Genomic DNA, 15110 nt, shown 5'->3' on the forward strand with positions numbered 1-15110 from the left:
GTAGGATCGGCAAAACGCTATGGTGTGGACTGAATCGGATGCAACACCGACATCGCCGGCACGAACAGGCAAGAAGTACAGCTACAGAATCGGTCTTTGTGACAGGAAACAACGGTCCGCTTGCGAGACAGTCGGCCGGGTTTGCCGCGCGAAGCCGCGGCAGGGCGGCGTTGGGCGGCGCATGGCTGATTGCCGGCACGATCGTGTCGGCACACGCGCAATCGAATGGCGGCTACGATCCCAGAAGCTGGACCTACGACCAGGATAGAAGCCTGCTAGTATCGCCTGCCGCTCCTGACGAAACACTGGATGAAGGTCCGGCGCCGGCGCGCTCTGCGATGTCAAGGCAGGTCGTGGATTTCAACGAGCCTCAACCGAAGGGATCGATCGTGATCGACACCACGCAACGGCGTCTCTACTACGTGCTGGGGAACGGCAAGGCGCTGCGCTATGCGGTGGGCGTCGGCAGGCAAGGGCTGGAGTGGTCCGGCCGCGATACGATCTCCAGCAAGAAAGACTGGCCGGACTGGCGGCCGCCCGCCGAAATGCGGGCCAGGGAAGCAACCACGGGCCGGGTCCTGCCGGCACACGTTCCCGGAGGACCAAACAACCCATTGGGCGCGCGCGCCCTTTATATCGGCAACACCCTGTACCGTGTTCATGGCACCAACCAGCCATGGACCGTCGGCCAGGCGAATTCTTCCGGATGCATCCGCATGACGAACGAAGATGTGATCGACCTCTATGACCGGGTCAAGATCGGCGCCCAGATCATTGTCCGGCATTGACCCTTGATCCCCTTCAACATCAAACAGCTCGAGACCTTTCTGCTGGTTGCGACCTTCGGCAGTTTTCGCAAGGCGGCCGACCGGCTGAACACGACGCAACCGGCGGTATCGGCGCGAATAGCGAGCCTCGAGGAGGCGCTCGGCGCCAGGCTGTTCGAGCGCCAGAGCAGCACAGTCAAACTGACTGCCGAGGGCCAGCGTCTGCTGCCGCCCGCGCAACGCGTTTTGCGCGACGCCGAACGCTTGCAACTCGCCGCCAACTCGCTTTCCGAAACGGCGGGAGTGCTGAGGTTAGGCATGGCCGAATCGATCGTGCACACATGGCTGTCGGACTTCCTGGGCGAGCTCAAGGAACACTACCCGCTTGTGGAGACCGATATCGTCGTCGACGCCACGACAACGCTGCGCAGCGAACTGATGTCTCATCGCATCGATCTGGCGGTGCTGATGGGGCCGGTGCTGGAGTACGGCATCGAGAATGTCGACCTGCCGTCCTTTCCGCTGGTATGGGTCTGCGCGCCAAACCTGAAGTTGCCGAAGTGCGGTCAACTGACCCTGAATGAGTTGATGCAGTTTCCAATCATCAGCTATGCCCGCAGCACGAGGCTCTACAGCGAAATCCATCGCAAGCTCAGCGGTGAAGTGGAACAGACGCCGCGCATCTTTCCCGCCAACTCACTCGCGGCGTCGATCAAGATGACGCTCAACGGCATCGGCATTGCCTCATTGCCCGAACAAGTGGTGCGGGAACACACCGCGGACGGCACATTGCGCATCGTCGACTGCGAATGGCATCCGTCCGATCTGCAGTTTACCGCTTCTTATCCTTCGGAGCCGTCAAACTCCGTAGCCGAAAGGGCGGCCAATCTTGCTGCTTGCGTTGCCCGAAGGTACGCGGCGCGAGCCGTGGAGCCATAGCTGCCCGCCGCTTTGGTGACGCGGCGGGCGCCCTGTCCACTGGCCGTCACACCGACCTGTCGGGCAGATAGATCCTGTCGCCCGAGACGATCATATCCGGCGTCAGGATGTGATCCATGTTGAGCATCATTGTCTGCGCCACATCGACCGACTGGCTCCTGGCTATCAGGCGGATGGTATCGCCGCTTTGCGCCTGGACCCAGCGATAGCCATCCTTTTCCAGTGTGGGGTTCGTGCGGCCTTCGGAATCGCCATTGCCCTGCGGCTCGACATAGTTGACAGGCTTCAGGCCGCCACGAGGTCTCCCACTTGTGGGAGGCGGCGATTGCGACGGCTGGGAGGACGTCGATTGAGGCGCCGGCGGTTGCGATGACTGTGGTGCTGGCGGTTGAGAGGCCGTCGTTTGGGGCGCCGGCGACTGAGCCGGCGACTGAGATGACTTAGGCGATGGTGGCACCGGCGACTGGGACGTCGTTGGTGTCGGGGTCGGTGTCGGCGGTGTGGCAGGCTTTACCTTCCAGGGTTCGCCGTCGAGAGTGTCCCAGGCAAACAGGATCATGCCGACGCCGAAGGTTATTCCGAGCGAGAGACGGTCGGCCGTCGCCCAGCGCTTGTCGGACTTGGCCCTTTGCTCGGACTCCTGCTCTGTCCTGGGAGCCGGCTTGCGGTTCAGAATATCGGTTCTGGCCGCCGACGCCCAGAATTCACTGCAGCCGACCGTGAACAGACCGCCCGCTACCCAGGCCAATGGGGAATCGAGGTTCTGGAATGTGTAGAAGGCCGATCCAAGCACATAGAGCGGTTCGCCGAGATGCTCGCCCGCATTTCGGAACACAGTCCGTCCTGTGAAGACTTGCAGGCCGGTCTTGGTGCCGAAGATGATATTGCCAAGACCATAGGTGCCGTTCACCCACAGATTGTCGCCGTGCAGGGCAGCGTTGACTGAACCCGGCGCCGCGAAGATGAAGGTTACAGCGTTGATGGCGTTGAGGGCCCGCCCCAGCGGCTTGTTGCCTGCCGTGGCGTTGGGAAAAATTGCCTGTGCGCTGAAGACAAGGCCACGAACCCCAAAGGCCACGCCGGCGGCCGTCGCCGAGATATGCGGCGGCAGGGTCTCCCGTAGCGTAATGGCGGCGGTGGTCATCCCGCCGAACGTCGCGAGCAATTCGCGGTTTTCCTTCCACCTTGCATGGCCCAGAACTTCGTCGACCGCGGCGGCCTGTACAGGCGTCATGGTCTTCTTGTGAGTTGCCCGGAAAGTCGTCATCTGCAGCGAGGAAAGCGCCTTGGCCTGATCCGCTGACATCCACCCGAACTGCTCGGGCGTGAACTTGCGAAACAGGCCCGGGCTCATTTCGCCGAACAGTTTTGCCGGCACTTTCTCGATCTGCGGTTGGGTGAAGGCTTCAATGTGGTCAAGCGGGAAGTCACCCCATTGGGCCAAGGTCAGCTGCGGGACCTGCTTTTCGGTCAGCCAGGGGACCTGACCTGGATCGAGCTTCGTCACATCGACCCCGCCGATCTTGTCGTCGGGGATCGCTGCGACCATGGGCTCTGTAAATGAATTCAACCGGCCAGCCTCGCCCAGATCCGCGAATTGCTTTGAGGTGAACTTCGCGACCTGGTCGGGTTCGAACCAGGCAATCCGGCTTGGATCCACCTTCGTCATATCGAAGAGGGCGACCTTGTCTCCCGTGATCTGCTGCCATTGCGGCCGCGTAAGGTTTGAACTCAAACCGGTATCGATCAGATCCTGCGTCTGTTTGTCTGTGAGATTGCCTATGTGGCCCTTGGTCAACCAGGGAATTTGTTTCCCTTCCAGACCCGCAATGTTGACATCAACGATCTTGGTCTCAGGGATGGCGCGTAATTGGGCCCTGGTGAGATGAGGCAGCAGGCCCGCGCGATCCATGTCACCCAACTGCTGTTTCGTCAGTTTCGCCACCTGCTTGGGTTTCAGCCAGGAAACCTGGTTCGGTTGAAAATTGCTCATGTCGAGGCCCGGCACTCGAGCGAGCGGGACCTTCTGGACGCCACTTTGGGTAAGCCCCTTCTTGGGCTGGCCTTTGTTTGCGGGCGCGGGCTGGCCGGGTTGCAGCAGAGGTCCGGTGGCGCCGCTTATGTAGTGGTCATACGCTTTGGCGGCCTGGTTGCGATAAAACTCGGTGTAAGTTCCCTCGCTGGTGCTCGGCTGTTTGTCGCCGATCAGCCTTGCCATGTCGGCGATAGCCTGGGGCCGATCGATCTCGCCGGCCTTGTACCGGGCGAATATTTCGGCCATCGGCACATCGCCGGCGAGAATTGCAGCCGGCTTGCCGCCATTGGCCGCAAGCTCGTCGGCCACGACATACTGAGTGAATGTCGCTTCGCCCTCGGGGTGCAGATTGGCTGAGACCACCGCGTCGCCATAAGCCTGCCGGTCGCTGAAGTTGTCGGGTTTGAGGTCGACCGCGCCGCTGGCAGCGTGCTTTGCCTCATGGCTGAACAGATCGACGAATTCGGCAAGCACAGTGTCGCCGTCCGAGCCGGGCGCGCGGAACGTTTCGGCGTCGACAAAGATGACGCCCAGATTGCTATCGAATTGCGATCCGGTCGCTGTCACGTCCTCGCCGGTGCCGGCGTCGGAAAGCCTGAGATCGCGCCGCGCCGGGTTGACGATACGCACGCCCCTGTCATGAGCGTCGCGCAGAAGGCCCATAAGCGTTGGCGACCTGCTGAACTGATCCACCAGGCTGTCCTTGGTGACTTCTGGCATGCCGAGATCCTGATGCAGCATGTCATTGAGCAGGCTCGCCGCCTCTTTGCGATTTGCAGCGATTTCGGCCGACGTCAGCGGCTTGGCCATCGAGTTGTCGAACAGCCCATGCAAGACCGGCCCGTTCTCTGATGACACCGGCCTTGGCGCCGGATTGCCGGGAGCGGCGATGTCCCTGCCCGTTGGCGACGAAGGCAGTGTGTTTTGACGAGCATCGCCCTCGAACAACAGATTGAGGTAATGGGCCTGCGTCGGCGTCAGTTCGCCGCGCGCCTGCTGGTCGAGCTGTTGCCGCAACGCTTTCCACGCCGCCCTGCTCATGCCTTCGGGCCGTCCCTGGGCAGTGGCGAGCTGGTCCGGATACGGCGCATTGCCGAGTTCCGGAAACACGTCCGATACGCGTTCGCCGGCAAGCCTGAGCTGCGGATCTGAAGAGGCCGCCGTCTCGCCGAGATAGGCATCGAGATGCGCCAGGAAATCCGGTGTCACGCGCCCGCCCGAAGTTCCCAGCGCGGACAGGACTTTGTTTGCGCCGTCGCTGAATTGGGAATGCGGGCGCGCGGTCCGGTCATGGGAAACCAAGGCCTTGTTCACCGAGCCGACCTCCGCCGTCAGCAGCGGCAATTGCGGAAGGCTCACGGACGCGCCGAAGCCGTAATCCGTCCGGTCCAGCCGGTTGACGGGGCCAGCGCCCGCCTCACGTGGCACACCCTGGAAGGCAACGCTGCCGCGCCAGGGCTCCTTGCCGCCTCCGAAAGGCGCAACGACACTGAAATTCCGGTAGAGGACGCGATCGTCCATACCGGGCACCTTGCCTTCGGCGCTGTAGTGGCTGGCGCCGCCTCGCGTGGCCTCTTCCCAGAACGAGGCCGCCTCACGGCTGAGCGGGCCTTCGGGCCTCAGCGTGTAGCCCGGCCGGCCGCCCTCGCCGCCAAGATAATAGAGCTTGCGCGCGACGAAAGCTCCGCCGACAGAGAAGCCGCCGATGGATACGGACAAGCCAAAGGCTTTTTCGCTTTGATACGTGTTCTTCGTCAGCATCGGCGCCGCACCGATCCACTGACCGGCCGTTTCGTCGAAAGCGTAGTTCGGCCGGTAGCCATTGGCGAACAGTGCCTGGCCCTTCGCATCGTCGGGATGGACAGGCAGCAGGAAGCCGGTGCCGCTGGGACCGTTGTTCTTCAGGCTGAGTTCGCCATAGGCTTGGCGGCTGGGCAGCGGCAAACTGATACCCAGCATCGATCCGCCGAGACCAAGCGTGTTGGTCGCCAGGCTGTTCAGCGCTGGCCCGCCAACAATGTTGGACTCGTGCTCCTGCAGGAACCAGGAGACCGTCGCGCGGTCGGAGCGCCAGACCCCTTGCGCATCGGTGAAGAAGTTCGGCGAGCGCCACGAGCTTGCGCTGTCGGCATCCCGCAATTGCTGCAGAAGAACGGGCACAGTGCTGTTGATCTCAGTTTCGGTCTTGGGCTTGCCGCCAGGCAGTGCATCCGCCAGGGAACGGCCCAGCGACTGGACCGCGGGATCGGCGGATTTCTGCTGGTTGGCGGCATAGGCGCGCATCTCTCGCCACAGATGCGGCGTCCACGTGTCGTGCCCCGACAGAACCTTCTCATTGTAGCGGCCTTCCGGCGAAAGCTTGCCGGACGGGCTGAACGCCCTCCCCGGCTGCAGCCTGGGACCGTAAACCCACGTGCCGCCGGCATCGGCGGCAAGAACCTGCAGGAGCGCGTCCTGCTGCTCTGGCGTCACGGCCTTGCCGGGCTTTGTGGCGCGTCCCTTCAAAGCCGGCAGCGCGGCCTTCGCCGCGGCGACAAGGCTCGGATCGGTAGCGCCCGTCGCGGCCTCGACGTAATCGCGCACGATATCGCGGCCGGCATCGGTCCAACGGGCATTTGCGGGCAGCGCTCCTGATGTCAGCAACTGCTCGCCGCCAGGCAAGCCGCCTTCTGACGACAGGCCAAGCCGGTCGATCACTTCGGCCGGCGACTGCGGCAGTCTGCCTTGCGCGCCGAACACCTGGAGGGTCGTCACGCCATTCATCGAAAGCTGCCCGGCCGGCTTGGAGCCGGTGAAGACGCTGTTCTTGTCCGCATCGAGTATTTCGGTCAACGCATGATGCTGAGCCGGCGTCATTTCGGTGCCGGCCTCTGGCAGGCCCCTGCCCCCCATTTGTAGCCTGGTCGTGGTCACGGCATCGCGCAAAACCGGATCCGTCGAACGCTCGAGCGAATGCAGGTAGTCGCCGACGAGTTCCACCTGCTGCGGTGTCCATGTCGATGCGGGCGTCGCCGTCTCGCCGGGCAGTTCCGGCAAGGTCGCGGCAAGCGTTTCTCCCAACGCCGAGCGATTCGTGATCTCGGCATTGTCGGCCGGATCGAACGTATGGACTTCGCGCGCGGGCGTGTTGACCCGAAGCTGGCCGTTGGGCGTCGTCATCGACAGGCGTTTGGCGCGCTCGACGGTCGAGCCGGAACCAAGATAGCCGGCTTCCGTGACGTGTTCACCCGGCACGACGTCGCCGTGGACAATGCTTGCTTGCGGGCCGGCGATGATGACGGTCGCTTCCAGATACTTGCCGCCCGCCTCGACATAGATGCGCTGTCCCGCGGCGACCCCTTCCGGGACGGGTCGCTGGTAGATGCTGTCGACCAGTTCGCCAAGCTTCGGATAGTCGTAGCGGGGGGCGGTGTCGAGGTAACGCGTACCGATGCGCCGCAAGCCGGCTTTGATGGCGAGGAACGTCTGGCCGAAGCTCAGCGGGTTCGACGAGAACCTGTTGATGATAGGCGTGCCGTCGGACCTCACGGGTTGGGGTTGCCCGGTGTCGGTCACCGCGTTTGTCTCGGCCTCTTGCCGCGTGACCGATTCGGTCCAGCGGCCATCGTCGCCGAGATAAAGAACCGGCAAGGAAGGGTCGAGCTCGACGGGAGCCGGTACCGGCTTCGCTGCGGCCGCTATTGCCTTGGTCTTGGGCAGGGCCGTCGTTCTTTGCTCCGCCGGCAGATTGAAGTCGGAAAGGGTCTCGCCGGTATGACGATTGCCGATCGTGTAGCGCATCAACGGTCGGGAGCCTGCCGCAGAACCGCTGCCGTCCTGTGAGGTTTGATCACCCGAAAAACTGCGGCTTTGCGGGTCCCAGATTAGGGGACGCTGCGCATTCGCCACCACCACCGTGCCTGGCACAACGATCGGATCGTTGTCGGCGGGCACGCCCGGCTTTGTCGATGACCACGAGACTGGAACCAATGCCGTGCCAGGTTCGCCCGCTCCACCGGCATCGTCCACGTCTTGGCGAATAACAGGGAAAGCAGGGTCGTGGTAGACCAGTTCGCCTGTGTCCACAAACACGCCGTCTGCATCGGCTTCCAGAAGTTTCATCGGTTTTCCCGAATGGCCTATGGCCGGCTGGGAAGTCCAGGATTCGGTGTAGTCGGACGAGGCATCGTCACTGAAGCTGGCGGGCGTTGCCTCCTCGCCTGTTCCCGGGCGTAGTGTGCGCAGGCCTCGGATGCCGATCCCCGTTCCGAAAATACCGGTGCCCGTACCGATGATCGCGTTGGCGAGTTGGAGGCCATTCATCTGGTTGCCATTGGCGGCAAGATCGAAGGCGGACGTAACCAGCAATGGAGTTCCGGCAATGACCGAGCCGACATCCAGGTGCCACGCCGTTTTGTTCAACAAGGCGCTCGACTGCATGTAGGTCTGCGTTTGCAGTGCCAGCGGCGAGCCCGCCCGGGTTGCGCCTATGCTGCCGCGAAAGGCCTGGAGCGCGTTCAATTCCTTTCCGGCCAGGCCGGCAGTGCGGACCAGGCTGGAGGCGACCGGCAAAACCGTGGTCACAACACCGGCAATATTGCCCAGCGAGGCTCCATCGTCCCATTCGCCGCCATGCTGGAGATAATTGACCTCCTTTACCAGCGCCCGGGCGCCCAGATATCCGGCGCCGGCATAGGCCACCGGGGCGGCAACCGGAGCCAGCGGCGTGAACGACAGGATGGTCGCCACGCCGGTGACGACACCAACCAGCGGATCGACAAGTCTGTCCATGACCGAAACGTTACGCGCATTGACAACCTCAAGCGCTATCTCGCCATCGGCTCCGGTCTTCATCTCCAGGCCCTTGGGAACAACCAGTTTGCCGCTCTCGGAAAACAGGTTGTTGTTGTCCTGGAAATCCGCCAGATCGTCGAATTTCTGGCCGGTGGCGTCGACATAGCGCGTGGCATCGCCATCCCGCACGGCAAACAACACGGATTGCTGTGCCCCAACCGCGGAATCGACATAGAAGATCGGCACAACGCGCACCGAGATCTTGACGCCGCCGATGTCGCGAATCTCTTCCAGCACGCTGTCGCTTGCTTTGCGACCCGCATCGGTCGAGCGATCGAGATTGAGCGCCCTGGCCACAGTGGTCTCAAGCGTCTTGCCCGGCTGGTCCCGAAACGTGTTGTCGTAGCCGCTGTTGAACAACTGCTTGAACTTCGGCTTGTAGATAACATCGAGCGTTTGCTGCTGGTGCTTGTCCAGATAGGCCCTGTCCACGCTGCTGTTGCGCTCGATCAGAAGCGACGGATCGCTAAGCGAGAGCTCGTGGTATTCGTTGAAATCGTGAAGCACCCGGCGCAAATCGCCGACTTGCGCAATCTTGTTCTTCGTAGCCTCGAGCGACAGCTGGGCGACAGCCAACTCGGGATCGACCCAGCGTCCACTGGCATCGCCGTCGCTTGTGTCCAGATCGATCCAGACCGCCTTGCCGCTTTGCGTCAGCGCATCGATGCCGGTCAGGCCGTAGGCTTGCGCAACCTCCGGTGACACCTTGATCGTCCGTCCGTCGACATCGATTGTGACAGGCTGCGCGCCGTCGGTCAGCGTGCCCGCTGGCGCATCGACGGTTCCCGGCTTGTGCGGCTTGTTGACCTCGGCTTGCAGCGCGGTCAGCTTGGAATTCAGATCTGTAATGCTTTTGCCGAGCTGCCCGTCGAGCGTGCTGTTGAGAGCCTCGGCGGCCTGCGCCTCAGTAAATTTGACGGCCGTCAGACCGTTGGACACGCATTGCTGCGCGTTTGAGCCGTCCCCTTGCAGAAGTTGCTGCCATTCCTTGTTGAGCGGACGGTCGCGATAATCGTCCCGGACATTCTTGTTGTTCAGCCTGTAGGTGAGCGCCTGCTCCGTCGTTCCCTCTTCGAAGTGGTTTACCACCCAAAGCTGCCCATCGCGAATCTCGAGGGTGGATCCCTGATAGCGCCCGAGGTAGTCGCCGTTGATACGGCTCACTTTCTCGTTCGGGTCGAACTTCTGCTTGCCGAGGTACTCCTGGAGCAATCGCTGCTCGAGGGCGTTCTGCCGCGCTCCGACCTGGGCGGCGTTGCCGTGGGCGTCATAGTAGTTCTGGTAGGCCTGTGCGAGGTCCAGCTGGCTGGTAGCAGCCGTCTGCATCGCCTTGAGGTCCTTGTATTGCTCGGAGTCCACGGCAACGCCGTTGAGATCAGCCTCACCCAGCAGGGAATCGATCGTGAGCTTGTCGCCCTTGCTCAGATGCAGTCCAACTTCGGAAAACTGCTTGTCGATGGCGGCATGGTCGGCAACCTGCTGAGCGTATGACGGTCCGGGCGGGGCGCCCATTGCACTCACATGTGGCTGTTTTGGATCGACCAGTGGGGTCAACTTGCTGTTGCCGGCAATGGCTTCGTTGAGCACCCGTCCCGCATTTTCATATTCGGCACGCGCACCTTGCGCGTTCTGCAGCACGGTATTGGCTTTGGTCAGCCTATCCTGTGCCTCGGCTAGCGTTCCCTGAGGCTTTTGCGCGTTCCATGACATATCCAAGGGGGCCAAACCCTTGTTGACGGTGGCCTTGGCGGCAGCGACCGCGCCATTGTAGGCCGGGTCGAGCATCTGAACGTCCAACTGATTCTGTCGTTGAACAGCCAGGGCGCGCGTCTCGGTCACCCGTGACAGGGCCGTGTTTTCCGCAATGATGGCCTGCGCAACCTGAGGATCGACCCAGGTCCAGACACCGTCGATTTTAAGCGGCGTCCATTTTCCGCCCGACGGCGCATTGCCTTTCGGCGGATCACCAAACGGGTCGACAATCCGGTGCTGGCCATCGAGTTTGGGGGCGGCGGGTATGCCCAGTCCGTATTTCTTGATCAGAGCCTGTTTGTCCTGCCCGGCTTTCTTCGCTGCCTCGGCAAGGCCAGGCAACGCCTCGCCTGCCAGAATGCCTTCGACAAGGGTCTTTGCGACCTGGCCTTCCTTCGCCACCTCGGGGTCGCTGCTGTTCGGGTTCACCGCCAGAAGTGTGTTGGCCAAGGCTGCTTGCGTGCTTCCAGCCTTGATGTTCAGATCGGCGCCCGTGGTGGCGTTGTGCAGCGTCATGCTGCCGTCGGGTCTGGTGGTCAGCGTGTAACCATTGAAGGTGACCGTGACCGTCGTTCGGCTGCCGCTTGCGACAGTGACCTTTTCGCCCGGATGGATGACCGAATCGCCAAGTGAACTGAAAAGCTGCGGGTTGGCCCGCCGCAAGTCGTCCACCGTGACGCCATATTGTTTCGCAATCGCGCCCAGGCTGTCGCCCGATTTCACATCGTACTCGATCGGCTTGCCGCCGTTGATCTGCTCGGTCGTGGTGGTTGTCACCCGGCCATCCTTGTCGGTGACCGTCTTGACTTGCGTGCCGGCTTTAGGATCGACGGCAGTGGTCGTCGTCTCGCCTGTGGCGATGGTGCGGACGGTCTCACGGGTCCGGCCGTTGCCATCGGCCCATTGCGTGGTTTCCTTGCCACCCGCATTGGTCACGACAGTGCGTTCGTCGTGCTGGATGTCGTTGCTGTAGACGGTCTTGGCGCCGGTGTGCGCGTCGACGATTTCGACCGACTGGACGTCGCCATTGTCGCTCGTTGCCGCGACGGTCTTGACCTGATAGCCGGCCGCCTGCAGTTCGGCTGTCACTTGCGCGGGGGTAAGGTTGTTCTCCCGCGCGATCTGGTCGATGCTTTTCCCCGCGGCCAGGCCGTCCGTGATGATGCGCGTACTGTCGCCGCCCGGTTTCTGCTTGGGAGCCAAGGTGGTCTTCGTTCCATCCGGACCGGTAACGGTGGTCACCGGAATGGACGGGCCGCCGCGCGGCGTCACCGTCTCCACCGACGCGCCGTTCGGCATCGATGTGCGCTCCGTGACCGTACCCGTGCCGAGATCGTCCTCGTAGCGCGTCGTCACCGCGCCGGTGTCGGAATTGTAGCTGCTGGTCTCCTTGCGCCCGAGCCCGTCGCGCACCGGCGTCGAGGTCGTCGGGCCGCCAGCCTTTTCCTGAACGGTCGTATAGTAGCTGCCGTGCTGGTAGTCGTAGTTTTGCGTGACAGTGCGGCCACCGCCAGCGTCTATGGTCGTGGTTTCGAATTCGCCATTGCCGCTGACGGTCACGTTCATATGTCCGGACCTGAGTGCGGCAATGACCTCCTCGGGCTTCATCCCACGCGCGGCGGCGATCTGGTCGATGCTCCTGCCGCGTACGGCCTCATCGACGATGCCACGCGCCTTTGCCGCGTCGTCCTCAGCCTTGCTTGCGTTAAGCTTGACCGGAGCCATCGCGGTTGGCGCAAACTCGTAGCGCTGAGGAAAGATGTATGGCGTCAGCGCCGTGGAGGCGCGCACCGGTTGAAAACCGTTTGTGGTCGCATTGGCGCGCGCCAGGTTGGTCACCGACGCCGCCTGCGCCTGAAGCCGGGCGGCCTCGATCGCGCTCGCAATCGCCTTTTGCAGATCGAGCAGGGTTCTGGCCAGCGATATCATGGGGGCGACCTCCGGATTGCGTTGCCGGCGACAAGACAGCCGCCACCCGCCCCGGTCGCACCCCTTGAGGATGCTACCGCGCGGGCTTCCAATAAATGCCGAAAGCAGCGAGTTGCTCTTCCGACTGTTTTACCCGTTCCGCAGCATCCGGCTCGGAGCGCGCCGCCATCAGCGCCACCAACAGCTCGACGGCGGCGAAAGCCGGCGCCATGCTTGAAAAGAACGACTGCGAATTCGATGTGACGATGATCGTCTCTTGTGCGATCCGGGCGAGCGGCGCGACGCTGCTGTCGGTGATCGCCACCACGCTGACGCCTTGCCGGGCCGACTGACGCGCCATCTCGATCGTCGCGCGCTCATAGGGCGCCATGCTGATGGCCAACACCATGTCGCCGCGGCCGGCGCGCCGCAGATCGTCCAAGCCCTGGCCGGCCATTTCGGTAACGACAGCCACAGTGCGGTTATCGTCGGCCAGGAGCGACATGAGGTGCGCGAAGTGGCTTGCGACGGGATAGGCCGCGCGCGAGCCTAGACCGAAAAGGCGCCGCGATCGTTGCAGGACGTCGGCGGCGGCAATGATCTGCATGGCGCTGGTGTATTCGCCGAGGCTCGAAATCTGGGCGGCAAGACTGTCGGCAACGACGCCGGCCACCGAATAGCCCGTTTCACCGGCCCCTCCGATCGCTTGCCGCGTCGTGCCTCGCGCGCTCGCCTCGCGCAAGGCGCGAGCGTAAAGGCTGCGCATATCCTCGTAGCCTTCGAGGCCGAGCCATCGCGCCAGTCGCATCATCGTTGAGTGCGAAACGCCGGCCTGTTGCGCCTGTTCGCGCATCGACATCAGCGCCACATCCTTGGGATGATCCAGCACAAAACGCGCCGCTACCCGCAACTGCGGCGGCATCGTTTCAAAGCGCTCGACCAATAGTTCCGCCAACGGACCATTTTCCATTTCATCAAACCCCTTTGACCCCCATCGCAGCTTACGCCTCAGACGCCTGCAATGCAACACTTGGAACTAAATTGGTTCATAAATTCCAAATGGACTTCCAATTCCAGTTGGACTGCCGTAAGGTGATAGTCGCAAGAGGCCAGGCAGCATCGCGCGGCCGCCTGGCGTTTGTAATTCGAATGGTTCTTCAAGGAGACGACGATGACCACAACCCCTCCGATCACCACTGGCGGCTCGCCGGAAGACAACCTCGAAAAGATGATCAGGCAGCAGGAACGCATGTTCAGCCTCGAGGTAAAGAAAGATACCGCGAAATCTGAACATGACATGAAAATGGGCCTGGCGAGCACGATGGGCCGGTCTGCAGAAAAAGTCTGACGGCTTACCGAATTCACGCCGCCGCGGACAAGCGGCGGCGTCTTCGCCGCCCGGCATCTTGAAAACCGTCATTGGGGAGACGAACCGGCATGACCGCCTTTTCAGCCGGCAAGCCAATGGAAGCGGTGCTGTTGCCACAGTTGAGGGCTGCAGCGACGACGCACGCCGGCCATCCGATCGTCCTGGCCGTCATCCACGGCGTACACGGCGGCGCCGAAATCAGTCTGCACGAACCCGTTCACACAATCGGCTCCAGCACCGAAGCCGACATAGTCCTTGGCGATGCCGGCGTAGGGCCGATTCACGCAAGGCTGCGCCGGCAAGGCGGCATCGTCGAGATCGAAGCGATCGGCGGTGACGTGGTCCTCGCCTCGGGCGAGACGATCAAGGAAGGACACGGCAGCCGTTGCAGGCTTCCCGTCGTCATGACGCTCGGTGGCGCCACGGTCCGGCTTGCCAGCCAACGACGGTCGACGGATTGGACCGCTGCCGGCCGGCTGGCTATGGCTGCGGGCTGCATCGTCTTCGTCCTGTGCGCGATCACCTTCACCGCAAGCGGGCTGTCGAAATCCTTGCCCGGCCTCACCGACCTGGTGTCGGCATCGGACGGCGAGCCTGTCAAAGTCGCCTTCGCCGACCAGGGCAGGCAACGGACGCTCAACGATTCCTCGCCGCTTATGGCGCAGACCTTGGCCGAGGCGGAGAGCCAGCTCAGGCAGCGCCTCGACCAAAGCGGCCTGGGCGCACTGACCATTGAGAAATCATCGGAGCGCCTCGTGGTCTCGGGCGTGATCACCAATGACATGTCGGGCGCCTGGACCGCAACGCAGTCATGGTTCGACCAGAAATTCGGCGCCCATGTCGCGCTTGCCTCAGCCGTCATGATCGGCAACGCCCAGCAGGCGCCGCGGCTGATGCTGCAGGCGATCTGGTATGGCGAGCAGCCCTATGTCATCGCGGCCGACGGAGCCCGCTATCACGAAGGCGCCTTCACTGACGACGGCTGGACGGTAAAGCATATCGGCGACACGGAACTCTTGCTGACCAAGGGCGGCGCCACGGTCGCGCTGAAGTATCAATGAGCCGCCGGCTCGAAGGGCCACGGCTGGACACGGCGCGAGCCGACGGCCGCGACGTCCGCCAGGCCGAAAGCGTTCGCGGCCAATCGATCGGCCGGCGACGCATGAACGACGCCGAGAGAGCCGCTAGCCGCGCCCGGCAGACGACATCGGCCGGAGCCGCGGAAGACCCGCAAGTGCCGGAATTCCAACCGGCCAGAAATGCAGCCGACCTGTCTCTCGACGAGATGCTTCTCGACTTCGTCATGCCCGTCGGCGCGGAGGCTGGAATCCTGCGGCGCTGCGTGCCGATTTTGCAGCGCTTCGTTGCGGACATGGTTCCAGACCTTGAGGGCGGCGAGCAGCTCAGAACGCTTGCCGTGACGCTGATGGAAGAAGAGATCGAGCGCCATCGCAATCTGGTCGGTCGCATGCAGGAAGGAAGCGGAATCTGATTGAACCGCGAGAAC

7 protein-coding genes are annotated in these 15110 nt (G+C 62.7%); 5 read left to right on the forward strand and 2 right to left on the reverse strand.

From position 1 onward, the window contains the following. The first annotated feature begins 170 nt into the window (after positions 1–170). Together AC1DYJ_RS13720 and AC1DYJ_RS13725 are read left to right on the forward strand one after the other, a co-directional pair. Complete coding sequence (locus AC1DYJ_RS13720; RefSeq protein ID WP_477426112.1) at positions 171–788, forward strand: L,D-transpeptidase; 618 nt, start codon at positions 171–173, stop codon at positions 786–788. A gap of 3 nt (positions 789–791) precedes the next feature. Then, positions 792–1706, forward strand: a complete 915-nt coding sequence (locus tag AC1DYJ_RS13725; RefSeq protein ID WP_477288463.1) for a LysR family transcriptional regulator — start codon at positions 792–794, stop codon at positions 1704–1706. 46 nt (positions 1707–1752) lie between these two features. Here the strand turns inward: AC1DYJ_RS13725 and AC1DYJ_RS13730 are convergent, their stop codons facing one another. Next, positions 1753–11739 carry a LysM peptidoglycan-binding domain-containing protein gene (locus tag AC1DYJ_RS13730; protein WP_477288461.1) on the reverse strand — a complete coding sequence of 3329 codons (9987 nt, stop codon included), beginning with the start codon at positions 11737–11739 and terminating at the stop codon, positions 1753–1755. Between the two features lie 589 nt (positions 11740–12328). After that, the gene (locus tag AC1DYJ_RS13735; RefSeq protein ID WP_477288459.1) at positions 12329–13189 is read right to left on the reverse strand and encodes a MurR/RpiR family transcriptional regulator; all 861 of its coding nucleotides are present in this window, start codon (positions 13187–13189) and stop codon (positions 12329–12331) included. Positions 13190–13405: 216 nt separating this feature from the next. Here AC1DYJ_RS13735 and AC1DYJ_RS13740 point away from each other — a divergent pair, with 216 nt between their 5' ends. The 3 genes from AC1DYJ_RS13740 (at position 13406) to AC1DYJ_RS13750 (ending at position 15095) form a co-directional block, all read left to right on the forward strand. Continuing rightward, positions 13406–13582, forward strand: coding sequence for a hypothetical protein (locus tag AC1DYJ_RS13740; protein WP_477288457.1), 177 nt, complete (start codon positions 13406–13408; stop codon positions 13580–13582). A gap of 89 nt (positions 13583–13671) precedes the next feature. Further along, positions 13672–14664, forward strand: a complete 993-nt coding sequence (locus tag AC1DYJ_RS13745; protein WP_477288455.1) for a SctD/MshK family protein — start codon at positions 13672–13674, stop codon at positions 14662–14664. Next, positions 14661–15095, forward strand: a complete 435-nt coding sequence (locus AC1DYJ_RS13750) for a hypothetical protein (protein ID WP_477288453.1) — start codon at positions 14661–14663, stop codon at positions 15093–15095. Before AC1DYJ_RS13745 ends, AC1DYJ_RS13750 begins: the two co-directional genes overlap by 4 nt. Positions 15096–15110: the final 15 nt, after the last annotated feature.

The sequence above is a fragment of the Mesorhizobium sp. P2_B11 genome, from assembly GCF_056404855.1.